Genomic DNA, 24,154 nt, shown 5'->3' with positions numbered 1-24,154 from the left:
AATAAAATGAAAAAACATAATTTTAGTGCAGGACCGTGTATTTTACCACAAGAAGTTTTAAAAAAAGCTGCTGAAGCAGTTGTGAATTTTAACGGTATAGACTTATCGTTAATTGAAATTTCTCACAGAAGCAAAGAATTTGTTGAAGTGATGGAAAATGCTCGAAATTTAGTAAAAGAATTATTAAACTTACCAGAAGGTTATTCGGTACTTTTTTTACAAGGTGGTGCCAGTTTAGAATTTTTAATGACCGCTTACAATTTAATGAAAGTTGATGGTAAAGCAGGTTATATCGATACAGGTGCTTGGAGCTCAAAAGCTATTAAAGAAGCTAAATTATTTGGAGAAGTAAATGTTTTTGCTTCATCTAAAGATGCAACCTATAATCATATTCCAAAAAACTATACTGTACCAACTGATGTTGATTATGTACATATAACATCAAACAATACTATTTACGGAACTCAATTTAAAGAATTTCCAAAAACAGATAGCTTGTTAGTTTGTGATATGAGTTCTGATATTTTTTCTCGCCAATTAGATTTTTCAAAATTCGATTTAATTTATGCAGGTGCACAAAAAAATATGGGGCCAGCAGGTACTACTCTAGTAGTTGTAAAAGATGAAATTCTAGGTAAAACTGGAAGATCAATTCCTGCAATGTTAGATTATAAAGTACATATAAGTAAAGACAGTATGTTTAACACACCTCCTGTTTTTGCAGTATATGTTTCAATGCTAACTCTACAATGGTTAAAAGATCAAGGTGGAATTTCTGCTATAGAAAAATTAAATGAAGAAAAAGCAGCATTATTATATGCTGAAATTGATAGAAACCCTCTTTTTAATGGTTTTGCAAAAAAAGAAGATCGTTCTTTAATGAATGTTACTTTTACCTTAGCTAATGAAGCACACCAAGAAGCTTTTGATACTCTTTGGAATGCTGCAGGTGTTAGTGGAATTAAAGGACATAGATCTGTAGGTGGTTATAGAGCAAGTATTTATAATGCAATGCCAATAGAAAGTATTCAAGTATTAGTTGATGTAATGCAACAACTTGAAAAACAAGTTTCATAAACTAAAAAAATCTTAATAAAATGAAAGTATTAGCAAACGACGGAATAGCTAAAAGCGGTATCAAAGCATTAGAGTTAAGTGGTTTTGAAGTAGATTTAACAACAGTTGCTCAAGAGCAATTGGTAGACTATATCAATACAAATGAAATTGATGTACTTCTTGTTAGAAGCGCTACACAAGTTAGAAAAGATATTATTGATAATTGCCCTTCTTTAAAAATTATTGGACGTGGTGGTGTTGGTATGGATAATATTGATGTAGAATATGCACGTGAAAAAGGTTTACACGTTATAAATACACCAGCAGCCTCTTCGCATTCAGTTGCAGAGTTAGTTTTTGCACATCTATTTGGAATGGCTCGTTTTTTACACGATTCTAATAGAAATATGCCTTTAGAAGGAGATTCTAAATTTAAAGGACTAAAAAAAGCATACGCAAAAGGTGTTGAATTAAGAGGTAAAACTTTAGGTATTATTGGTTTTGGACGTATTGGACAAGCTACTGCTAAAATTGGTTTAGGCCTTGGTATGAATATAGTAGCTTTTGATCCATTTATGGACAATGTAAATTTAGAAGTCGAGTTTTTTGATGGACAATCAGTATTTTTTGAAATAAATACAATTACCAAAGAAGAAGTTTTACAACAAGCAGATTTTGTATCATTACATGTCCCAGCACAAAAAGAATATGTAATATCTTCTAAAGAATTTGAATTAATGAAAGAGGGAGCATTTATAGTAAATGCTGCTCGTGGTGGTGTTGTTGACGAAGTTGCTTTAGTAAAAGCATTAGAAAGTAATAAAATTGCTGCTGCTGCTTTAGACGTATTTGAAAACGAACCAACTCCAGAAATTCAATTATTAATGAATCATAACCTATCGCTTACACCTCATATTGGTGCTGCAACAGGTGAAGCTCAAGATAGAATTGGAACCGAATTAGCAACTCAAATTATTGAAATATTAAAATAATAATAATTTCTTAATTATTTTTTAAATTAGACTGTCTTAAAAGGCAGTCTTTTTTAGTTTAAAGAAGCTAAAAATTGTATCTTTGATGTAGATTTTAATATAAATTACTTATTAGTTATGGCAATCATTAAACCTTTCAAAGGATTAAGACCTCCTAAAGAAATTGTAGAAGAAATTGCATGTTTACCTTATGACGTAATGAATTCTGAAGAAGCTGCTAAAATGGCAAATGGAAAAGCCGCATCATTATTACGTATTACACATGCCGAAATTGAATTAGAAAAAGGTACTGACTCACATGATAAAAAAGTGTATCTTCATGCTAAATCAAATTTTGAAAATTTTCAAAATAAAAAATATTTAATTCAAGATAACGAAGCTAAATTTTATATTTACGCGCAAACAATGAATGGTAAAACACAATATGGTATTGTAGGAGCTGCTTCTTGCCAAGATTATATTGATGGAGTAATAAAAAAGCACGAATTAACACGACCAGATAAAGAGGAAGATAGAAAAGTACTTTCTCGAATTTTAGAAGCAAATGTAGAACCTGTATTTTTTACCTATAGAGCAGTTCCAGAAATAGATGCAATTGTTGAAAATATTGTAACTAACAATAAAGCTGAATATGATTTTACTGCTGAAGACGGTTTTGGACATCATTTTTGGGTAATTGAAGATGCTGAAACTAATAAAAGAATAGAACAACTTTTTAAAGATAAAGTACCAAATACCTATGTAGCTGACGGACATCATAGAACTGCTGCTGCTGCTGGTATGAGTGAAGAGTTTCGTAAAAAAAATCCTAACCATACTGGAAATGAACCTTACAACTTTTTTATGGCTGTACATTTTCCAGATACACAGTTACAAATAATTGATTACAATCGTGTTGTAAAAGATTTAAACGGATTAAAAACAGATGAATTTTTATCTAAAATTGATAAAAACTTTACAATTAAACAAGTTAGTGAAAAAATTGTTAAACCTGAAAGACTACACGAATTCTCTATGTATTTAGATGGAAAATGGTATGGTTTAGCTGCAAAAGACAACACTTTTAATGATGACAATCCTATTGATAGTTTAGATGTAAGTGTATTATCTAAATATGTTCTAGATCCTGTTTTAGATATAAAAGACTTAAGAACTGATACTAGAATAGATTTTGTTGGTGGTATTAGAGGTTTATCTGAATTAAGTAAGCGTGTGGATAGTGGAGAAATGGCTGTAGCCTTTGCCCTATACCCTGTTAGTATGAATCAATTAATGAATATAGCTGACACAAATAATATTATGCCTCCAAAAGTAACTTGGTTTGAACCAAAGTTAAGATCTGGTTTAGTAATTAATAAAATTAATGAATAAGTAAGTGAGCATTTCAAAAAATATAGAATTATTAAATAATTCGCTTCCAAAAAATGTAAAATTAGTTGCAGTTTCAAAAACAAAACCCGTTTCTGATATATTAGAAGCCTACAATGCAGGTCAACGCATTTTTGGCGAAAATAAAATTCAAGAAATGGTTGAAAAACATGAAGTATTGCCAAAAGATATTGAATGGCATATGATTGGACATCTACAACGCAATAAAGTGAAGTATATGGCTAGTTTTGTAACATTAATTCATGGTGTAGATAGTTTTAAAACACTAAAAGAAATTAACAAACAAGCCATTAAAAATGATCGTGTTTTAAATTGTTTGTTGCAATTAAAAATAGCAAAAGAAGATACTAAATTCGGACTTTCATTTAATAAAGTTGAAGATATAATAACTTCAGAAGATTTTAAACAGCTTTCTAATGTTAATATTAAAGGTATTATGGGAATGGCTAGTTTTACTGATGATGAAACGATTATAAGAAAAGAATTTAAAACTTTAACTGATTATTTTAACGCCTTAAAAAAACACAGTTCAATAAATTTTAATCCAACAATAATTTCAATGGGAATGAGTGGAGATTATAAAATAGCCATAGAAGAAGGTAGTACTATGGTTAGAGTTGGAAGTGCTATTTTTGGGACAAGAAACTATAAATAATTTGTACGCAATAGTAGACATAGAAACAACTGGTGGTAAATTTGATGAAGAAGGAATTACTGAAATTGCAATTTATAAATTTGACGGAGAACAAATAGTAGATCAATTTATTAGTTTAGTTAATCCCGAAAAAGACATACAACCTTTTGTAGTAAATTTAACAGGAATTAATAATGGCATGTTAAAAAATGCCCCAAAATTTCACGAAGTAGCAAAACGTATTGTTGAAATTACTACAGATTGCGTTTTAGTTGCTCATAATGCCAATTTTGACAATAGAATTTTAACAACAGAATTTAGACGTTTAGGTTTTAATTTTAAAAGAGAAACACTATGTACAGTAGAATTAAGTCAAAAATTAATACCCGAACAAAATTCTTATAAATTAGGAAAATTATGTAGCGCTCTTGGAATACCAATTTCTAGCAGACATAGAGCTGATGGTGATGCTATAGCTACAGTACAATTGTTTAAATTGCTACTTAATAAAGATACTGAAAAACAAATTATAAAAAAAGCGATTAAAACCGATAATTCTAGAAAATTAGCACCTAAATTGTTAAACATTTTAGATGAATTACCTGCTAAAGCTGGATTGTTTTATGTTTTTAATATAGATAGAACAATTATATATATTGGTAAAGGAAAAAATATTAAAAAAACAGTAAATCAGTTATTTTTAAGAACATCAAAAAAAGCTAAAATCTTACAAAATGCTGTTGTTTCCGTTACTTTTGAAGTAACAGGAAGTGAACTTATTGCACAATTAAAGCATATAGAAAAACTTAAAATTCATACCCCTAAATTTAATTTTAAACAAAAACCTAATTTTAATAAAATTGAATTTAGCAACCCTAATTTAATAATTGTAGATAAAGGTAGAACTGTTGGAGAAAAATCAGTTTTATTAATTGAAAATAATGAATTTAAAGGCTTCTGTTATACAGATTTAGCACAACAAATTACAAATATTCAAATTTTACAAAATCTTATTTCACCTATGGAAAACTCTATTCACAATAGAGCTACAATAAAAAAATACCTTCAAAGAAATAGTGTTGAAAAACTTATTAGATTTTAATTAAAATAATTACTATATTTTAGTAAAAATTAAGGATTTTTTAAAAGTGAAAAAACAAAAAGATATTAAGGATTGGAAATACAAACTTCATGAAATTATTTATGAAGCAGACACACCTAACGGCAAATTATTTGATATAATTTTAATTCTTACTATTATAGCTAGTATACTATTGGTTATGCTAGAAAGTGTAGAAAGTTTTGATAAAAATTATCATGATTTTCTAAATATATCTGAATGGATTATAACCGTTTTATTTACAATAGAATACATAGCTCGCATAATTTCTATTAAAAAACCACAAAAATATATATTTAGTTTCTACGGTATTATAGATTTATTAGCAACCATACCAAAATACCTTTCATTAATATTTGTAGGTACGCATGCACTTGTGGCACTTAGAGCACTTCGCCTTTTAAGAATTTTCAGAATTTTAAAACTTACACGTTATTTAGGAGCTTCTAAAACATTAGCCAGTGCCTTAAAAGCTAGCAGAATAAAAATTGCCGTATTTTTATTTGTAGTAATTCTACTAACTGTTGTTTTAGGTACAGTAATGTATTTAGTCGAAGGCCCTGTAAATGGCTTTACTAGCATACCTTATAGTATGTATTGGGCAATTGTTACCTTAACTACGGTTGGTTATGGAGACATTTCTCCACATACACCAACTGGTCAATTTATTGCAAGTATTGTAATGATTTTAGGTTATGGAATTATTGCAATACCAACAGGAATTGTAACGGCAGAAATGGCTAAACCAGACACAAATATACAATTAAACACCCTACATTGTAAACATTGTGGTGAAGACAAGCATTTAGATAATTCTGAATATTGTAATAAATGTGGAAAAAAACTGTAAAATGAATTATTTAATTACCGTAGTTGGTGCTACTGCAATAGGAAAAACTGCTTTAAGTATAAAACTTGCACAACATTTTAATACCGAAATAATTTCTAGTGATTCGCGTCAGTTTTACAAAGAAATGAATATTGGTACCGCTGTTCCTTCACCTGAAGAATTAAACGCTGCAAAACATCATTTTATTCAAAACAGATCCATTTTTGATAATTACAGCGTAGGACAATTTGAAAAAGATGCTTTGCAAAAATTAGATTATCTTTTTTTAAAAAATAAGTATTTAATTATGGTTGGCGGTAGTGGTTTATACACCAATGCTGTAATTAATGGTTTAGATTATTTTCCTGAAGTTGCTCCAGAAGTTAGAACTCAGTTAAATCTTCAACTTCAAAATAAGGGTATTTTAGAACTTCAAGAACAACTGAAAGTATTGGACCCTGAGTCTTTTTCAACCTTAGAAATTGAAAATCCACATCGCTTAATTAGAGCCTTAGAAATTTGTATTGGTACAGGTAAAAAATATTCTGAATTTAAAAATAAACCTAAAACGCCACGAAACTTTACACCAATAAAAATAGGACTCTTTGCCGATAGAGCCATTATGTACAACCGCATAAACCAACGTGTTGATATTATGATGGAAAACGGTTTATTAGATGAAGTAAAAAAATTACATACTTATAAAAACTTAAACGCCCTACAAACTGTAGGTTATAAAGAATTATTTGAATATTTAGATGGTAAATACTCTTTAGAATTTGCCATAGAAGAAATTAAAAAAAACACTAGAAGATTTGCTAAAAGACAAGTCACTTGGAACAAAAAAGATGCTTCTATTAATTGGTTCGATTTTAAAACCGAAACTTCAGAAATAATTACAAAAATTGAATCGCTAATTGTTTAAATTACGCTAAAAATCTAACTAGTAAATTTTCACTACAGTTTTTAAATTATACAATTATAAACAATAAAAAAACCTAACAATTTTTTTATAACTGTTAGGTTTGTAAAAGTTCTATAAACTTAGTAATTACATATTATTTACTCTTCTCCATAACGTCTTTCATAGGAAGTATTGTTATATAAAACACCTCCTAATTCTTTAAATTTGTTTTCTAATTCTGGTAGTTCTTTTGTAAATAACTCATTTAACTTAGGAGCTTCAACATCGTAAGATTTTTTAGCTAAATTATATTGTTCTTTTTGTGCCCCAGTAATATCTACTTGTGCAGAAGAAGTTGTATACAATGCAAATCTATTACGTGAAGCTACTGAATTTTTAGCACCAAATCCACCAATAATAACCTTTGCAACAGCATCTACTTCTTTTTGTTTCGCATCAATTTCGTTTACTAAAACATGTGCTTCTACTGGCATATTTATAAGATTATCCTTAATACTTTTAAGTCTTTCATTTATATTCATAATTTTTCCTCTTGCAGAAGTAACAAGTGTGTTTAAATCTGAAACATCTTTTAAGAAGTTAAAATTAGCCTTATAATTTGGTGTTCCCATTGCATTTGGCAATGAAATAACTTTAAATTCTTTTGGTGCTACAAGTCTGGTAACTTTTCCATTATCATTTTTATCCAATCCAACTTTGTAAGTTCCTGGCGGTACTTTTGGGCCACGTCTTGTTAAATATTCTAAATTCCAAGAAATACTATTGTACCCTTTTCTTAAAGGAGCATTTAACTTTTTCATAATATCTCCTTCAGTATTATACACCGTAAATATTAGATTAGGAGCAACTTCATTTTTCTCTGCTAACAATTCTTCTTCTGAAGGATAAAAATATGAAGATGTTTTTTCTGATGATTTTTGTTTTTTAATTCTTTTTTGTTTTAAAGATTCAAAACCATCTTTTACAAAATATTCAAATTTAACAGCTGGATTTGGATTAGCAACACTAAAATTAACATCTCCTTGATAATTTAAATTACTTGAAGGAAAATATAATAATGTTTCATCTATATCAAAAATATGTGCTTCTTTTTCTTCAACTGAAGGAGCTAATTCTCTTAATGCAGCATAATTATCTAACACATAAAAGCCTCTACCAAAAGTAGCAACTACCAAATCATTTTCTCTTTTTTGAATTGTTATATCTTTAACTTGAATGGTTGGAATTCCATTTTTTATTTGCACCCATTTTTCACCACCATCAATTGTAGTCCATACACCCCACTCTGTTCCAATAAATAAAATATTAGGATTTTCATGGTCTTCTTGAATACAATAAACTGTACCAGAAGGCAAATTTGAAGCTATTGACTTCCAAGTTTTACCATTATCTGTGCTTTTAATTAAATATGGTGTAAAATCACTACTATTTTTTCTACCATCAAAACAAGCATACACAGTTCCTAAGGTGTGTTGTGACGGTAAAATATAATTTACAAAAGTCATATCCGGAACTCCCGTAAATGTATCATAACGCAACCAATTTTCACCATCATTTTCTGAAGTCCAAATCAATCCATCATCTGTTCCAACATATAACATTCCTTGTTTTAAAGGAGATTCTGCAAGTGCAAAAATATTACCAAATTTAGAAGTAGACATATTTTTTGCAACTGCTTCTGGCGGCCACATTTCACCCATCATTGGTAGCGAATTTTGATCAATACCACGTGTCATATCTCCACTTACTTTTTCCCAAGTTCCACCCATATCTGTACTTTTTAATACATAATTACCACCAACATAAAGGGTTTTATTATCAAATTTACTTATAAAATAAGGTGTATTCCAATTCCAATTATATTCTTCATCTGCAATTGGTTGTGGTTTAATTGATATGCTATTACCTGTAGTTCTATCGTATCGTCTTAATCCGCAATATTGAGATTCACAATAATGAATATCAGGGTTTTCTGGATCTGGAATAGATAAATAACCATCTCCACCAATTGTATAAGTCCAGTCGCTATTAACAATATTTCTTCTATGCGTTTGAGAAGGCCCAAACCAAGAACCGTTATCTTGAGCACCACCATACACATTATAAAACGGATATTCATTATCCGTACGTACATGGTAATATTGAGTTACGGGTAAATTACTTTTAAATTGCCACGTTTTTGCCTTATCATAACTTTCATAAATACCGCCATCACAACCCATTAAATAATGATTGGTATCATCTGGATTTATCCATAGCGCATGATTATCTACGTGTTTATTTCTTCCTTCAATATTCACCCAGGTTTTTCCTCCATCATCAGAATATCCAGCGCGTGTATCCATCAAAATTATTACATCTGGATCAATTGGATCAGCATATAATTCGTTATAATACTGAGGACTTCCAGAAACCTTATCGCTTTGTTTTTCCCAACTTTCTCCCCTATCATTAGAACGATATGTTCCTCCTTTATTACCCGGAAGTTCAATTACAGCATATATAATATCTGGATTTGAAGAAATAGCCAAACCAATTCTACCAACATCACCCGAAGGCAATCCTTTTTTTAATTTTCGCCAAGTTGCACCCGCATCTTCAGATTTATAAATAGCTGATTCTGGCCCTCCATCAATTTTAGAATATACCCTACGTTCTCTTTGATGTGAAGCAGCATACAAAACATCAGGATTTCTAGGATCCATTTCCATATCAGAAACACCGGTATATTCACCTATTTCTAATATTCTATCCCAGGTTTTTCCACCATCAATAGTTTTATACAAACCACGTTCACCTCCTGGCCCCCAAGCTTGACCTTGAGCTGCAACATAAACCACATTACTATTTCTTGGGTCAATCATAATTTTACCGATTTGAGAACTTGTTTTAAGCCCCATATTTGTAAATGATTTACCACCATCTGTGGTTTTATAAACACCATCTCCATACGCTAAATTACGTTGTGTATTATTTTCTCCAGTACCAACCCAAACAACATTTGAATTATTTGGATCCATTGCTAAACAACCAATTGAAAAAACAGCTTCATTATCAAAAATTGGTTTAAATGTAGTTCCGTGGTTGATCGTTTTCCATAAACCTCCTGAAGCAACTCCCACATAATATTCTGAAGGATTTTTTGGGTTTACAGCAAAATCTGATATTCTACCAGAATATGCTGCAGGACCAATACTTCTAAAACTAAACATATTTAATGTGCTATTATTTAATTTAAATTTATTAGTAGTATTAGAACTTTTCTTTTTTCTATTTTGAGCATTAGACTCTTGTATAGAAACAATAAAAAATAGAAGTAGAATACATGAAATTATCCAACTTTTGTTTTTAAAATTATACATAAAGTGTTGTTTAAGTTAATTGAATAGAATATTGCACTAATTTAAGTGTTTTTTTAAAAAATAATTAAAACTGAATAACTTTATTCAGTATAATTTTTAAAAAATAAAATTGAATGTATCTTTACCTATATTTAAAACAATTTTAAACTTATGAAAACCAACTTAGTATCAGTAAAATGGTTACATGAAAACTTAAATAATCCTGATTTAATTATTTTAGATGCTAGTCAAAAAAATAATATTTCTGGAATAAAATCTAAATTTGAAGATTTACGAATTACAAATGCACGTTTTTTTGATATAAAAAATTCTTTTAGCGATAAAAATGCGCCGTTTCCTAATACACTACCAAATACACAACAATTTAAACAAGAATGTCGTAAATTAGGTATTAATAAAACTAGTAAAATTGTGGTTTATGACAATTTAGGTATTTATACAAGCCCAAGAGTTTGGTGGCTATTTAAAACTATGGGACATAATAATATTGCTGTTTTAAATGGCGGTTTACCCGCTTGGGATAAAGAGGGTTTTGAATTAGAATCCTTTAAAAAAGACACCTATAGTTTAGGTAATTTTGAAGCTGTTTTACATCCGGAATTGGTGAAGGATATAAATGAAATTAAAACAAATTTATCAACTAAACAAGCAATAGTTTTAGATGCTAGATCTGAAGGTAGATTTAATGGTACTGCTCCAGACCCAAGACCTAATTTAAAAAGTGGTCATATCCCAAATTCTATAAATTTACCTTATAGTACTGTTCTTAAAGATGGTAAATTTAAATCTGAAACTGCTCTTAAATCCATGTTCAACAATTTAAAAGTTGATGACAATCCTTTAATTTTTTCTTGTGGTTCTGGAATTACAGCTTGTATAATTATGTTAGCTAGTGAGCTTGTTTTAAAAAATAAAAAGGCTATTTATGATGGTTCTTGGACTGAATGGGCTTCAACAAAAAATGCTCCAATAGATATTTTAAATTAAAACTTTTACCGTTGACAAAAAAGGAACTTAAAGAATTTTTAGACATAAAGGTAGTTGAATACAACAATCCAAAATTTATTGAAAGTGATCCTATTCAAATACCACATAAATTTACATTAAAAGAAGATATAGAAATTGCAGGATTTTTAACAGCAACTATTGCTTGGGGAAATAGAAAAATGATTATTAAAAATGCTGAAAAAATGATGGAATTATTAGGGAATTCTCCCTATGATTTTATTTTGAATTACAAACAGCATCATCTAGATAGCTTTGATGGCTTTGTACATAGAACTTTTAACAGTTTAGATGCTGTTTATTTTGTTAAAGCATTACAACATATTTATAAAAACCACAATGGTTTAGAAAGTGTGTTTTCTAAACATTCAACAAAAACAACTACACAGCCAGCAATACATAAATTAAAAGAATTATTTTTTGAAATTCCACATTTAGAACGCACTAAAAAACATATATCAGATCCTTTAAAAGGTTCTGCTGCAAAACGAATTAATATGTTTTTAAGATGGATGGTTAGAAATGATGCTGCAGGAGTTGATTTTGGAATTTGGAACACCATTTCTCCAAGTATTTTATCCTGTCCTTTAGATGTACATTCTGGAAATGTTGCACGTAAATTAAGTCTTTTAAAAAGAAAACAAAACGATGCAAAAGCATTGGCAGAATTAGATACTTCATTAAGAAAAATGGATAAAAACGACCCCGTTAAATACGATTTTGCACTGTTTGGACTAGGTGTTTTTGAAAAATTTTAATTATTCTAATTTTATTCCTTGTGATGTAAAAGATAAACCTTGTTGTCCAAAAGTTGAAATCATAATACTTTCAAAATGAGGATCATTAGTTCGTTTTTCCTTTTTCCAATTAAAAACAAAATTGGCTCCAGTTCCACCATGTTGGTCAACTTCATCAATAATAATTTCAACTGTTTCTAAAGGTGCTATATAAATGGTATTATTAAAATAGGTTCTAATTAACTTTCCTTTAGTATCGTAATAATTAGCTTTTTCAATATAAATTGTATCTTTTAAATTAATATTTTTCATACTAACAGTTACAGTTAAATTATGGGTTCTATCTTCAGAACTACTATATATTTGAGAGTAAACAGACAAATATGTTTGTCCGGAAATAAGAGTATCTTTAGCACTTAATTTAACTGTTCTTTTATTCCAATTATTAGCTTGTATTGAACTAAATTCACTCTTTTCTTCACAAGAAGAAATTAAGAAAGCAACACCTAAAAAAAATACTATTTTTTTAAAATTATTCAAATTAAATATTTGAAACATCATACATTATTAAATTTATTTTAAATATATTATTTATTTTTAAAACTAGGAAGGTTTTGTATCTAAAATTTTAATCTAATTTAGGTAAAATAAAACTATCTAAAACACTCGAAAGCTTCATTGTAGCTTCTACTTCTTCTGAAGTTCTTGGTGCTTTTTCCGAAAGATTTACAGGTCCATTTTTAGTGATTAAAATATCATCTTCAATACGTATACCAATACCCCACCATTTTTCATCACAATCACTACCATTCGGAATATAAATTCCAGGTTCCATAGTTACAACCATATTTTCTTCAAATCTATTGTAATTACCAGGATCGTGTACATCTAAACCAATATGATGCATAGATCCGTGAGGAAAATAGGTGTGGTAAATTTTTTCAGAATTTATAATTCCCAATTCAGCTAAACCTTTATTTATTATTTTTTTGACTATATCATGAGGTTTACTCATTTTTGTTCCAACGGTGTAGGCTTTAATTCCTGCTTCTTGGGCTTTAAATACAAGATCATAAATTAATTTTTGTTCTGGAGAGAACTTACCATTAGCAGGTATTGTTCTAGTCACATCTGCAGTATATCCGTGGTATTCTGCACCTAAATCCATTAAAATTAAATTGTTATCGCCTATCAACGTTTTTGTATTATCTATATAATGTAAAATACAACCATTATTTCCTGCCCCAACAATTGAAGGATATCCTTCGTATTCTGCGCCATATTTTTTATACACAAATTCATGAACACCTTGGGCTTCAGCTTCAGACATATTTGGGTGCATTGCTTTCATTATTTCAATTTGCCCAATTGCTGAAATTTCTATAGCTTTTTTTAGCAATACCAATTCTTCTTCTGTTTTAATTTCACGTAAAGAAGTCATTGTTTTTTTTAAAAATTGTGTATCTAAATTATTTTTAATTTCATTACGGATTTTATCATTACTTACATCATTTAAATAAATTAAATTATATGAAACTTTTTCTTTAAATGTTTTAATTAAATCATATAAATCAGCATTGCTATTTGTATCCCTAACATCGTTTTTAAATTCCTCAAAAAATATTTTATCAAATTTTGAAAAATCTATGGCAGCGCTTTTAAAATCGCTACCATTATATGCAACTTTAAACCCTAATTGATCTTGAGCTCCTATAATTCCCAAACGTTTTCCAGTCCACATTTCTGCATTTTCATTTCGTTCTTGAACAAATAACACTTCATTAAACAATTTACCATCAACCGCTTGATTTTCTTTAAAAATTAAAACCATAGCATGTGGCTCTTTATAGCCGGTTAAATAATAAAAATTAGGATGCTGGTGGTATACATAATCTACATCATTTGCTCTGTTTCTAACTGGGTTTGCAAAAAAAACAGCAACACTATTAGCTGGCATTTTAGCACGTAAAGCTTCCCTTCTATCTTTATGAAAATCTTTTGTTAAATAATCTTCAGGTAAAAATGGATTTTGTGCATAGCTTCCAAAAAAAATTAAGAAACAACTAATGAATGTTAGTTTTTTTAATATCATAAACCTTAAATTCTATAAATTAATAATATTCAAATATAAAAAAAGAAAAATTGAGAACAACTTTTATAATGTTAGTTCGCTACTTATAATATTTAATCACTTATACAATGGTAAAATGTTAATTTAATACCAATGGTTTTTATGAATATTTAGTATTTTAGCAACATTAAAAAATCAAAGAAATGAAAAACACAGCTTTAACTCATATACACGAAAAATTAGGTGCTAAAATGGTGCCTTTTGCAGGTTTTAATATGCCTGTACAATATGAAGGAATTAATATTGAACATGAAACTGTTAGAAACGCTGTTGGTGTTTTTGATGTTTCTCATATGGGTGAATTTTTTCTAAAAGGAAAAAATGCATTAGCTTTAATTCAAAAAGTAACTTCTAACGATGCTTCTAAACTTGTAGATGGAAAAATTCAATACAGCTGTTTGCCTAATAATGATGGTGGAATTGTAGATGATTTATTAGTTTACAGAATTTCTGAAGAAAAATATATGCTTGTTGTAAATGCTTCTAATATTGAAAAAGATTGGAATTGGATTTCTCAACATAACGATTTAGGTGTTGAAATGATTAATGCTTCTGACGAGTATTCATTATTAGCTGTACAAGGACCTAAAACACCTGAAGCTTTACAATCACTTACAGATATTGAGCTTTCTTCTATGGAATATTACAGTTTTAAAATTGGTGAATTTGCCGGTTTAAAAGATGTTATTGTTTCTGCAACAGGGTATACAGGTTCTGGAGGATTTGAAATTTATATAAAAAATAAAGATGCCGAAGCTGTTTGGAATGCTGTGTTTAAAGCAGGTGCTGCTGTTGGAATAAAACCAATTGGATTAGCTGCTCGTGATACCTTACGTTTAGAAATGGGATTCTGTTTATACGGAAACGATATTAACGACACTACTTCTCCTATTGAAGCTGGCTTAGGATGGATTACAAAATTCACAAAAGATTTTATTAATTCTGAAGCACTTAAAAAGCAAAAAGAAGAAGGTGTAACAAAAAAATTAATTGCTTTTGAAATTACAGGAAAAGGAATTCCTCGTCACGGTTACGAAATAGTTGATGAAAATGGAACTGTAATTGGTGAAGTAACTTCTGGTACTATGAGTCCTTCACTTAAAAAAGGTATTGGTATGGGCTATGTAACTAATGAATATGCTAAAAGAGATACCGAAATTTTTATTCAAGTTCGTAAAAAGGCAATTCCTGCAAAAATTGTAAGACTGCCATTTTACAAAGCATAAACTATTTTTTAAAATATCATTATAATTTTAACTCCAATCAGTATATAGCTATTTGATTGGAGTTAAAATTCTGGTTTTAAGCTTAAAATCAGATGATTACTATTTAAAATTATTTTTTTAAATTAATTTTATGGATTTAAAAATTAAGCAACGTATCTCCTTAAGTACATATTTCTTTTTAACAGGTTTATGCTTTGCGACTTGGGCATCTAGAATACCTACTATTAAAACCTTTTTTAACTTTAATGAAGCCGAACTTGGAACCATATTATTAGCAATGCCAATAAGTTCTATGATTGGACTTCCAATTTCTGGATGGATTATTTCAAAATTTAACAGTAGAAAACCAATTATAATTTCATTTTTATTCTTCTCTTTTTCTTTAATTTTAATTGGTTATGCAACAACACCTCTTGTTTTAATTGGTGCTATTTGCCTTTTTTCTTTTGCAATGAGAATTTTAAATATTGCAATAAATACACAATCTATAACGCTTCAAAAACAATTTAAAAAGAAAATTGTAAGCTCTTTTCACGGACTTTGGAGTACCGGTGGGTTAATTGGTGTTGGATTTTCTACGCTTATGGTAAAAATGAATATTTCTATTTCAAATCATTTATTAAGCATCTCACTATTCTCCTTAATAAGCGCTTTAATTGCATTTTTATACCTAATTAAAGGAGATAAATCTATCTCAGGAAATAAATTAATTTTAGGAAAACCAGACACTTTTATTTTATATTTAGGTTTATTAGTCTTTTTTGCAGCATTATGTGAAGGAGGTATGTTCGATTGGAGCGGTGTTTATTTTAAAGAAGTTATAAACGAAGAAATTTTTACTTATGGATACCTTTCATTTATGACATGTATGGCTTTATCTCGATTTTTTTCAGATAAATTAATGGATACCATTGGTATGCAAAAAACGTATGTTTTAAGTGCAATTTTAATTGCTTTAGGTATTTCTACTGCAGTATTTTTTCCTTCGTTTTGGCCAGCTCTTTTTGGTTTTTGCTTGGTAGGTATTGGTACAGCTCCAATATTTCCAATGACACTTATTTTAGCTGGAACATCTAAAAAATACTCTCCAGGAATGGCAATATCTATTATTAGTACTTATGCCATTGTTGGTATGCTTATTGGACCACCGCTAATAGGTTATTTAGCACATGCCTTTGGATTAAAACAAGCTTTTTTTGTTTTTATTTTTGCCGGACTCTCTTTTATTCCAATTTCAAAATTATTATTTATTTACAAACGTAAAACAAGTTAAGAAGATTATAAATTAAAATATTCAGGAATTTTACCTTTTACGCCACGATAAAATTCATAAATAAAATTCATGTCTTTTTCTTTATCATCTGTTAAATAATATGGTTCAGATATTTTAACTTGCTTATTTTCAAAATCAAAAGTCATCATAACAATTGGTACATTGGCACCTTTTGCAATATGATAAAAACCTGTTTTCCAAACATCTACACGTTTTCTAGTTCCTTCAGGAGATAGTGCAAATATAAATTGTTCTCTCTCTTTAAAAATAGTGATAATAGCCTCTACTTTATTAGTACTTTTAGTTCTATCAATAGGAATTCCTCCTAACTTTCTAAAAATAAATCCAAAAGGTGGTTTAAATAAAGAAGCTTTACCAATAAAATTAACAGGTAAATTTTGAGTCAATTTCATAGCTAAACCAAGCATAAAATCTTTCCAATGCGTATGTGGAGCACCAATAATTATATATTTTTTAATATTTATTGGAAAAAGCCCCACTGTTTTCCACCCCAATAATTTGTGAAAAATAAATTTTGAAATTGTTTTCATGTTCATGTTAATAACTCAGCTTTATATTCTAATTCACAAGTTACCGTCACAAATATAAAAATCTTACATTTATAAACTAATTTTTATTACAATGAATGCACTTTTAATCTATAGTTTAATAGCAGTTTTGTTTTTTATAATTGGTTATGTTATTAGCAACTTAATTATAAAAAATAAATATCAAAAAATAACTTCAGCATTAGAAATAAAACATCAACTTTTACTTGAAGATAAAGAAACTAATAATAAATTAATCAGTCAATTAAACACTGACAAGCTATTATTATCTAATGAAAAACATGAAATTGATTTACAGCTAACACAAAAGGTTTCTGAACTAAAAAATGTAACAGAAAAATTACAAGACAACAAGTTAGAAATTGAAAAATTACAAGAGAAATTCACCAAAGATTTTGAATTGTTAGCCAATAAAATATTAGAAGAAAAATCATCTAAATTTACCGAGCAAAATAAGGAGAATATCAAAAATATTTTAAATCCTTTACAAGAAAAAATTCAAGATTTTGAAAAAAAAGTAGAAAATACACATAAAGAAAGCATTGATTACCATGCCGCTTTACGTCAGCAAATTGTTGGTTTAAAAGATCTAAATCTACAAATGAGTAAAGAAACATTAAACTTAACTAAAGCCTTAAAAGGCGATAGTAAAACACAAGGAAATTGGGGTGAATTGGTATTAGAGCGCGTTTTAGAAAAATCTGGTTTAGAAAAAGATAGTGAATATTTTGTACAACAAAGTTTTACAAACAACGAAGGAAAACGAATTTTACCTGATGTTGTTATTCATTTACCCGATAATAAAAAAATGATTATTGATTCTAAAGTCTCTTTAACAGCTTATGAACAATATATTAACTCAGAAGATGAAACAGAAAAAGAACAAACAATAAAAGAGCATGTAAACTCTTTAAAACGACATATTGAGCAGCTTAGCGAAAAAAATTACCAAGATATTTATCAAATTGAATCTCCAGATTTTGTCTTGCTATTTATACCAATTGAACCAGCTTTTGCTGTTGCTCTAAACTACGATAACCAATTGTATAACAAAGCTTTTGAAAAAAATATAGTTATAGTCACTCCTACTACCCTTTTAGCAACATTACGCACAATTGATAGTATGTGGAATAACGAAAAGCAACAAAAAAATGCCATAGAAATTGCAATTCAAGCAGGAAGATTATACGATCAATTTGTAAATTTAACTAATGATTTAATTAAGGTTGGCAATCAATTAAAAACAGTTCAAGGCTCTTATGATTCTTCCATGAAAAAATTAACTGGAACAGGAAATCTTATTAGAAAAGTTGAACGTATTAAAAAATTAGGTGCAAAAGGCTCTAAACAATTTAATGATAAATTACTTGAAAGAGCTTTAGAAGATGAGGATTAGTTCGTGTGAATTTACGAAATACATCAACCTTAACTTGTTTCTGGTTCTCATAATGATAAGTTCTCTGCTTAATGAGATGCTGAAATAAATTCAACATGACGAAATAAAGATTGTTAAAAAAACACTCCTAATTTAATAAGTATCTGCATCTAAATAATCTGGAATACCATCGCCATCAGTATCATCGTTGGTTGGGTCTCCATCTCCATTTGCATCTTCATCTATTGTTAGAACTCCATCACCATCATCATCATCATCGTAATAATTTGGAATTCCATCTTCATCAGTATCATCATTATTAAAATTATTATCCCCATTTAAATCTTCAAATTTTGAATCTACACCATCATAATCGTGATCAATTAAGTTTACATCTTTTAAAGCTATTTCAAAAATTAATGGTGAATTTTCTTCAATAATACCAGAACTAACATTTCCATAGGCTAAACCTGAAGGGATAAATAAAATTCCTTCTCCATAATCTTCATAATCAAAAGATTCATCTTCATATTGAACAACAGTTCCTCCTTTAAAATTTGTAAAACCATATTGCCACCCAGGAATTAAACTGCTCAAAATTGCTGCACTAGAACCTATATTCCAAGAAAACGTAGTTTTTGAATCAAACACAGTACTATCTAATAACATACCCGTATAAGTTGCATAAATAGAATCTACACCTGAAGGAGAAATTGTAGAACCTTCATTTTTAACTAGATAATATAATTTATAATCAACTTCATTATATTCAATTTCTTGAACTCCTAACCTAGGATCTACCATTAAAGAACTTTCTCCATTTGTAATGGTATCCAATGCCCCATCTTCATTTAAATAATGAGTTTTTAAATATTCAATTAAAGTATTATCATCTATAATTGATTGTGAAGCTGCGTCATAATCATCTGAATCATCATCATCTTTTTTACAAGAAAAAATTGCTAAACAAATTGCGAATAAGACTAATAAATTTTTAATTTTCATGTGTTTCTATTTATTATTTTTAAATGGTCACATGCAGTTCGCAAATAATCATTCTCTTAGATGATTAAATTTTGAACATACTCGTTTCATTTACTTTTATTTTAAGGTGCGCAAGATACTATTTTCATACCTTTGTTAAAAGAGAAAAACTAAAATTTAACTTTATTATTGTATTTAAATGCGAATTGACAAATATTTATGGTGTATTAGGTTATATAAAACTAGAAGTATAGCCACTGAAGCTTGTAAAAAAGGACATGTAAAAGTAAATGATACAAGTGTAAAAGCTTCAAAATTAATTTTTAATGGCGAAAAGATTACTGTTAGAAAAAATCAAATAAATTATAAAATTGAAGTTTTAGACATCCCACCTAATAGAGTTAGTGCAAAACTGGTTGATTTATATAGAAAAGACACTACTCCTGCTGAAGAATTTGAAAAATTTGAACTTTTAAAATATTCTAAAGATTATTATAGAAAAAAAGGAACAGGAAGACCTACAAAAAAAGACAGAAGAGATATAGATGATCTACAGAACGATTAAAAGATTGATAGATTGATAGATTGATAGATTGATAGATTGATAATATTTCAGTTATACTTCTATTTAAGATTATAATTATAGAAAATTGCTATAATTCAATAAAACAAAGACAAGGAAACGAATTGTTTTTTATCTTTGAAAAAAAATAACACAATGGAAAGTTCAATTATTTTAACAAACGAGCAAATTAACAACAAAACACGTCGTATTTCTTATCAAATTTATGAAACCAATTGTAATGAAAAAGAAATTATAATTGCTGGAATTAATGGAAACGGTTATATTTTTGCTCAAAATATTGCAAATATTCTTAATAGTATTTCTGACTTGAATGTTATTTTGTGTGAAGTTAGCATAGACAAAAAAAATCCTAGAACTGAAATTTCAACAAGTATAGAAGCAAAAAATTATAAAAATAAATCGTTGGTTTTAGTAGATGATGTTTTAAATTCTGGAACTACTTTAATTTATGGAATTAAACATTTTTTAGAAGTACCTCTTAAACGTTTTAAAACAGCCGTTTTAATAAACCGAAATCATAAAAAGTATCCTGTAAAAGCAGATTTTAAAGGAATTTCTTTATCAACATCTATGCAAGAACATATAAATGTAATATTTGATACCAAAAATGCTTATGCTGTTTTAGAGTAATGTTGCAATTTCTTGGGCAATAGTTTCAATAGATTTATCATTAACAGAAACAATTGTATCAGCTTCATTATAAAATAAAGAACGCTCAAAAAAATGTTTTCCTATATATTCTTTTAAATTTTCTTTACCAATGGTTGCTACTAAAGGTCTTTGAGACGTTTCTCCTTTTAATCTATTAAAAATAGTATTAATAGATGCATTTAAATAAAACGACTTAGATTTTTCTTTTATTAATTTCATATTATTACCATAACATGGTGTACCACCACCCAAAGAAATGATATAATTTTCTTTTAAATCTAATAATTGTTGTAAATATTCACTTTCTTTTTTTCTAAAATAAATTTCACCTTTTGTTTCAAAAATTGTTGAAATTGAAATTTTTTCACAAGTTTCTATATATGCATCTAAATCTATAAACTTAGTTTTTAAGGTTATAGCTAGTTTTTTTCCAACTGCTGATTTTCCCGATGCCATATAACCTAATAATACAATTTTCATAAAATAGTTTGTAAAAAAATAAGAATACAAATATCGATTAAAAAAGTTTAAAAAAAAACTTGTTTTTTAAACATAAGGGAGTATATTTGCACTCGCAATTGCAAAAGGAAAGACCTGGTAGCTCAGTTGGTAGAGCACCTCCCTTTTAAGGAGGTGGTCCTGGGTTCGAGCCCCAGCCAGGTCACAAAAAGTTAAGTTTTTACTTAACTTTTTTTTTACAACAAACTTACGCGCGTATGGCGGAATTGGTAGACGCGCCAGCTTGAGGGGCTGGTGTTCGCATAGAACGTGCTGGTTCGACTCCAGTTACGCGCACAACTAAAACTACTTCCCTCTTTGGCTTCCTATAATTTAGTAACATTTCACATTTTATTCATTACCAATTAATTTAATTTATACATTAATACAATTAAATAGTAAAAAAATGTAGTAAAAATCTTATATTTGATTTATTAAGTTTACAAAAAAATAAATTTTTTAATACTAATAGATAAAAATTGAATTATTTCAACATATTTCATTTCTAAGTAAAACCTCAATGCCAAAAAAATATTTTTTTATAATATTTATTTTTATTGTTATATCATTTGCTTTTAATTATTCTACCCAAGATATAATTAATAAAGTAGATAATAAAACAATACAAAATAAACTAAATCTAAAATTAGATAGTGCATTAAATATAATTCATAAAAACAACTACAAAGCACAAACATTAGCTAATTTTTGTTTATATGAATCACAAAAAATAAAAAATAAATTTTTAGAAATGCGTTCCCAATATGTATTAGGAAAAGCATTTTTTAGTATTGACAGTATAAATGACTCCCAAAAACATTTTAATAAAGCGTTAATTTTATCAGAAGAAATTGAAGATTATTGGTATAAAGGCGAAATTTTAAACCGAATAGCAATAAATCAATACAGAACCAATGATACAAAATTAGCTCTTGAAACCTTTAATGATGCACTTTATTATAGCAAAGAATCAAAAAACTATAAGGCTATTGGCTCTAGTTATTCAATGATTGGAACTATTTTTCGTGTAAATGGAGTGTACAGTAGAGCTATTGAATATTTTATAAAATCGAGATTAAATTATAGAAAAGCCAATTTTAATGAAGGTGATGCTTGGGTGGCCTACTTACTTGGTCAAGTCAACTCCGACCTTAGAAATTCAGAAAAAGCATTAAAATATTTTAAAGAAGCTTTAGGTAAATACCACATTTTAAATTCTATTGATGGTAATACTAACGGACTGGCTATGTGCTATGAACAAATTGCTCTATTAAATTTAGAATTTGGAAACCTTGATGAAGCTAACAAAAATATAAATATTTTACTTAAAATTTATTCCAAAACAAACTCTAAATATGGTATATCTTCTTCTTACAGCCTGTTAGGTAAATTAGAATATTTAAAAGGAAATTATAAACAAGCTCAAGAACATTTATATAAATCTTTAGAAATAAAAAATAACTATTTAAATCTACACGGAAAATCAAGTATTTATGAATATTTAGGTCTTTGTCTAATTAAATCAGGACATTTAAATGAAGGATTACAGAAAATTAACAAAGGTCTTGAAATTGCTTTATCTACTAAGTCTAAAAAAAATCAATTAACCATTTATTCGAAGCTAGCAGAAGTCTATTTAGGTTTAAATGATTTAAAAAAGGTAATTTATTATAAAAATAAACAAATTGAAGTACAAGACTTAATTTTATTTGGTGAAGCAGATATTCAAATAGAACAGCTTCACACATTTTACGAACTGGATGAAAAAAATCAACAAATAAATCAATTAAAAAAAGAAAAAGAAGTTAATATTTTAAAAATTGAGCAACAAAAAATTTATCAAATTTTAATGGGATTGGTAATCTTAATTATAATTATTATTGCAATCATTATATATCTATTTTACAATAAATTGCTGCATAAAAATAATGAGCTAAACATCTTAAACACTACCAAAAATAAAATTTTCTCCATTATTGCCCATGATTTAAGAAGTCCTTTTAATACTATTTTAGGATTTTCTGATTTATTAAGCAGTAATGCAAAAAAACTAGAAACTACCAAAATTGTAAAATTTAGTCAGCATATAAATTCTGAAGCTGCCAATACACTCTCTTTATTAGATAACCTTTTAAATTGGGCCAAATCTCAAACAGGACAGATTGCTTTTAAACCAAAAAAGCAAAATATTCAAACACTAATTTTACAAATATTAGAAGAACTAAATCCAACAGCTGAATTAAAAAACATTACTTTACATTACCTTCATCCAGAAGAAATTGAGGTATATGCCGATACTCATATGTTAAAGACTATTTTAAGAAATATAATAACTAATGCAATAAAATTTACACACCCAAAAGGCAACATATCAATATGTATAAAACAAAAAAATAAATTTACTGAAATTGCTGTTTCTGATGACGGTATTGGAATGAATGATGAATCTAGAAATAGATTATTTACCCTTCATACTAACGATACTACTAAAGGAACAGCTAATGAAAAAGGCTCTGGACTAGGTCTAATAATTTGTAAAGAATTTATTGAAAAACATGGGGGTAAGATTTGGGTTACATCGGAGCTAGATAAAGGCACTAACTTTTATTTTTCTCTACCAAATGAAGTGAAATAACAAAGCACAATTCTTACATTTAAATCGATGTTTTCCTTGTTGTTTTCCCATTAAATTGTTTTAAGAATTGAGCAAGCCCAGCAACGCTTTTTTTTATGTTTTTATGCTACAAAAAAAAGTTTATTAAACTCAGTTTCAATAAAATTTTATCTAAACCTTTGGTCGTAAAAGATTTAA

General features: G+C 28.3%; 21 protein-coding genes and 2 tRNA genes. 17 read left to right on the top strand and 6 right to left on the bottom strand.

Features of this window, described 5'->3' with window-relative positions; translation table 11 throughout:
• Window positions 1-6: 6 nt before the first annotated feature.
• From serC to miaA, 7 genes are all read left to right on the top strand, one after another.
• Window positions 7-1,077, top strand: a complete 1,071-nt coding sequence (serC, locus tag MKD41_RS03610) for a 3-phosphoserine/phosphohydroxythreonine transaminase (RefSeq protein ID WP_240244075.1) — start codon at window positions 7-9, stop codon at window positions 1,075-1,077.
• 20 nt (window positions 1,078-1,097) lie between these two features.
• Window positions 1,098-2,048, top strand: coding sequence for a D-2-hydroxyacid dehydrogenase (locus tag MKD41_RS03605; RefSeq protein WP_240244074.1), 951 nt, complete (start codon window positions 1,098-1,100; stop codon window positions 2,046-2,048).
• 117 nt (window positions 2,049-2,165) lie between these two features.
• Window positions 2,166-3,419 (top strand): DUF1015 domain-containing protein, encoded by a 1,254-nt coding sequence (locus MKD41_RS03600; protein ID WP_240244073.1) that lies wholly within the window; start codon window positions 2,166-2,168, stop codon window positions 3,417-3,419.
• A 4-nt stretch (window positions 3,420-3,423) separates the two neighbouring features.
• Complete coding sequence (locus MKD41_RS03595) at window positions 3,424-4,092, top strand: YggS family pyridoxal phosphate-dependent enzyme (RefSeq protein ID WP_240244072.1); 669 nt, start codon at window positions 3,424-3,426, stop codon at window positions 4,090-4,092.
• Between the two features lies 1 nt (window position 4,093).
• Window positions 4,094-5,173 (top strand): exonuclease domain-containing protein, encoded by a 1,080-nt coding sequence (locus MKD41_RS03590; RefSeq protein WP_240245000.1) that lies wholly within the window; start codon window positions 4,094-4,096, stop codon window positions 5,171-5,173.
• A 46-nt stretch (window positions 5,174-5,219) separates the two neighbouring features.
• Complete coding sequence (locus tag MKD41_RS03585; protein ID WP_240244071.1) at window positions 5,220-6,041, top strand: ion transporter; 822 nt, start codon at window positions 5,220-5,222, stop codon at window positions 6,039-6,041.
• Window position 6,042: 1 nt separating this feature from the next.
• Window positions 6,043-6,945 (top strand): tRNA (adenosine(37)-N6)-dimethylallyltransferase MiaA, encoded by a 903-nt coding sequence (gene miaA, locus MKD41_RS03580; protein ID WP_240244070.1) that lies wholly within the window; start codon window positions 6,043-6,045, stop codon window positions 6,943-6,945.
• Window positions 6,946-7,082: 137 nt separating this feature from the next.
• Here the strand turns inward: miaA and MKD41_RS03575 are convergent, their stop codons facing one another.
• A complete protein-coding gene (locus tag MKD41_RS03575; RefSeq protein ID WP_240244069.1) occupies window positions 7,083-10,307 on the bottom strand; it encodes a VPS10 domain-containing protein in 3,225 nt (1,074 codons plus the stop codon).
• A 150-nt stretch (window positions 10,308-10,457) separates the two neighbouring features.
• Between MKD41_RS03575 and MKD41_RS03570 the strand changes: the two genes are divergently transcribed.
• A complete protein-coding gene (locus MKD41_RS03570) occupies window positions 10,458-11,294 on the top strand; it encodes a sulfurtransferase (protein WP_240244068.1) in 837 nt (278 codons plus the stop codon).
• An 11-nt stretch (window positions 11,295-11,305) separates the two neighbouring features.
• Complete coding sequence (locus MKD41_RS03565) at window positions 11,306-12,070, top strand: TIGR02757 family protein (protein ID WP_240244067.1); 765 nt, start codon at window positions 11,306-11,308, stop codon at window positions 12,068-12,070.
• Here MKD41_RS03565 and MKD41_RS03560 read toward each other — a convergent pair whose 3' ends face one another.
• Window positions 12,071-12,610 carry a DUF3124 domain-containing protein gene (locus MKD41_RS03560; protein ID WP_371824282.1) on the bottom strand — a complete coding sequence of 180 codons (540 nt, stop codon included), beginning with the start codon at window positions 12,608-12,610 and terminating at the stop codon, window positions 12,071-12,073.
• Window positions 12,611-12,677: 67 nt separating this feature from the next.
• Entirely contained in the window at window positions 12,678-14,141 is a 1,464-nt protein-coding gene (locus tag MKD41_RS03555; protein WP_240244066.1) for an aminopeptidase P N-terminal domain-containing protein, read from the bottom strand.
• Window positions 14,142-14,323: 182 nt separating this feature from the next.
• Between MKD41_RS03555 and gcvT the strand changes: the two genes are divergently transcribed.
• Window positions 14,324-15,406 (top strand): glycine cleavage system aminomethyltransferase GcvT, encoded by a 1,083-nt coding sequence (gene gcvT / locus MKD41_RS03550; protein ID WP_240244065.1) that lies wholly within the window; start codon window positions 14,324-14,326, stop codon window positions 15,404-15,406.
• A 130-nt stretch (window positions 15,407-15,536) separates the two neighbouring features.
• On the top strand, window positions 15,537-16,679 hold the full coding sequence (locus MKD41_RS03545) for an MFS transporter (protein ID WP_240244064.1): 1,143 nt from the start codon (window positions 15,537-15,539) through the stop codon (window positions 16,677-16,679).
• 5 nt (window positions 16,680-16,684) lie between these two features.
• Here the strand turns inward: MKD41_RS03545 and MKD41_RS03540 are convergent, their stop codons facing one another.
• Window positions 16,685-17,230, bottom strand: coding sequence for a 1-acyl-sn-glycerol-3-phosphate acyltransferase (locus tag MKD41_RS03540; RefSeq protein WP_240244063.1), 546 nt, complete (start codon window positions 17,228-17,230; stop codon window positions 16,685-16,687).
• Between the two features lie 91 nt (window positions 17,231-17,321).
• Between MKD41_RS03540 and rmuC the strand changes: the two genes are divergently transcribed.
• Window positions 17,322-18,644, top strand: coding sequence for a DNA recombination protein RmuC (gene rmuC, locus MKD41_RS03535; protein ID WP_240244062.1), 1,323 nt, complete (start codon window positions 17,322-17,324; stop codon window positions 18,642-18,644).
• Window positions 18,645-18,776: 132 nt separating this feature from the next.
• Here the strand turns inward: rmuC and MKD41_RS03530 are convergent, their stop codons facing one another.
• A complete protein-coding gene (locus MKD41_RS03530) occupies window positions 18,777-19,628 on the bottom strand; it encodes an FKBP-type peptidyl-prolyl cis-trans isomerase (RefSeq protein WP_240244061.1) in 852 nt (283 codons plus the stop codon).
• A 178-nt stretch (window positions 19,629-19,806) separates the two neighbouring features.
• Between MKD41_RS03530 and MKD41_RS03525 the strand changes: the two genes are divergently transcribed.
• A complete protein-coding gene (locus MKD41_RS03525) occupies window positions 19,807-20,172 on the top strand; it encodes an RNA-binding S4 domain-containing protein (protein ID WP_240244060.1) in 366 nt (121 codons plus the stop codon).
• Window positions 20,173-20,325: 153 nt separating this feature from the next.
• Entirely contained in the window at window positions 20,326-20,823 is a 498-nt protein-coding gene (locus MKD41_RS03520) for a phosphoribosyltransferase domain-containing protein (protein ID WP_240244059.1), read from the top strand.
• Here MKD41_RS03520 and MKD41_RS03515 read toward each other — a convergent pair.
• The gene (locus MKD41_RS03515; RefSeq protein ID WP_240244058.1) at window positions 20,815-21,324 is read right to left on the bottom strand and encodes a shikimate kinase; all 510 of its coding nucleotides are present in this window, start codon (window positions 21,322-21,324) and stop codon (window positions 20,815-20,817) included. The two genes, MKD41_RS03520 and MKD41_RS03515, sit on opposite strands and share 9 nt — an antisense overlap.
• Before the next feature lie 111 nt (window positions 21,325-21,435).
• Here MKD41_RS03515 and MKD41_RS03510 point away from each other — a divergent pair.
• The 3 genes from MKD41_RS03510 (at window position 21,436) to MKD41_RS03500 (ending at window position 23,977) form a co-directional block, all read left to right on the top strand.
• Window positions 21,436-21,508 (top strand) — tRNA-Lys (locus MKD41_RS03510).
• Window positions 21,509-21,554: 46 nt separating this feature from the next.
• Window positions 21,555-21,639, top strand: a tRNA-Leu gene (locus MKD41_RS03505).
• A gap of 223 nt (window positions 21,640-21,862) precedes the next feature.
• Window positions 21,863-23,977, top strand: coding sequence for a tetratricopeptide repeat-containing sensor histidine kinase (locus tag MKD41_RS03500; protein ID WP_240244057.1), 2,115 nt, complete (start codon window positions 21,863-21,865; stop codon window positions 23,975-23,977).
• Window positions 23,978-24,154 lie beyond the last annotated feature (177 nt).

Source organism: Lutibacter sp. A64 (genome assembly GCF_022429565.1).
Lineage (GTDB): Bacteria > Bacteroidota > Bacteroidia > Flavobacteriales > Flavobacteriaceae > Lutibacter.
Note: the sequence above shows the minus strand (reverse complement) of the source record. Positions and strands in the feature narration are given on the sequence as shown.

What these genes read in the sequence shown, in the direction of transcription:
- serC (WP_240244075.1), top strand. Translation starts at nt 7, where the DNA reads ATGAAAAAACATAATTTTAGTGCAGGACCGTGTATTTTACCACAAGAA.
- MKD41_RS03605 (WP_240244074.1), top strand. Translation starts at nt 1,098, where the DNA reads ATGAAAGTATTAGCAAACGACGGAATAGCTAAAAGCGGTATCAAAGCA.
- MKD41_RS03600 (WP_240244073.1), top strand. Translation starts at nt 2,166, where the DNA reads ATGGCAATCATTAAACCTTTCAAAGGATTAAGACCTCCTAAAGAAATT.
- miaA (WP_240244070.1), top strand. Translation starts at nt 6,043, where the DNA reads ATGAATTATTTAATTACCGTAGTTGGTGCTACTGCAATAGGAAAAACT.
- MKD41_RS03575 (WP_240244069.1), bottom strand. Translation starts at nt 10,307, where the DNA reads ATGTATAATTTTAAAAACAAAAGTTGGATAATTTCATGTATTCTACTT.
- MKD41_RS03570 (WP_240244068.1), top strand. Translation starts at nt 10,458, where the DNA reads ATGAAAACCAACTTAGTATCAGTAAAATGGTTACATGAAAACTTAAAT.
- MKD41_RS03560 (WP_371824282.1), bottom strand. Translation starts at nt 12,610, where the DNA reads ATGATGTTTCAAATATTTAATTTGAATAATTTTAAAAAAATAGTATTT.
- MKD41_RS03555 (WP_240244066.1), bottom strand. Translation starts at nt 14,141, where the DNA reads ATGATATTAAAAAAACTAACATTCATTAGTTGTTTCTTAATTTTTTTT.
- gcvT (WP_240244065.1), top strand. Translation starts at nt 14,324, where the DNA reads ATGAAAAACACAGCTTTAACTCATATACACGAAAAATTAGGTGCTAAA.
- MKD41_RS03545 (WP_240244064.1), top strand. Translation starts at nt 15,537, where the DNA reads ATGGATTTAAAAATTAAGCAACGTATCTCCTTAAGTACATATTTCTTT.
- MKD41_RS03540 (WP_240244063.1), bottom strand. Translation starts at nt 17,230, where the DNA reads ATGAAAACAATTTCAAAATTTATTTTTCACAAATTATTGGGGTGGAAA.
- rmuC (WP_240244062.1), top strand. Translation starts at nt 17,322, where the DNA reads ATGAATGCACTTTTAATCTATAGTTTAATAGCAGTTTTGTTTTTTATA.
- MKD41_RS03530 (WP_240244061.1), bottom strand. Translation starts at nt 19,628, where the DNA reads ATGAAAATTAAAAATTTATTAGTCTTATTCGCAATTTGTTTAGCAATT.
- MKD41_RS03525 (WP_240244060.1), top strand. Translation starts at nt 19,807, where the DNA reads ATGCGAATTGACAAATATTTATGGTGTATTAGGTTATATAAAACTAGA.
- MKD41_RS03520 (WP_240244059.1), top strand. Translation starts at nt 20,326, where the DNA reads ATGGAAAGTTCAATTATTTTAACAAACGAGCAAATTAACAACAAAACA.
- MKD41_RS03515 (WP_240244058.1), bottom strand. Translation starts at nt 21,324, where the DNA reads ATGAAAATTGTATTATTAGGTTATATGGCATCGGGAAAATCAGCAGTT.
- MKD41_RS03500 (WP_240244057.1), top strand. Translation starts at nt 21,863, where the DNA reads ATGCCAAAAAAATATTTTTTTATAATATTTATTTTTATTGTTATATCA.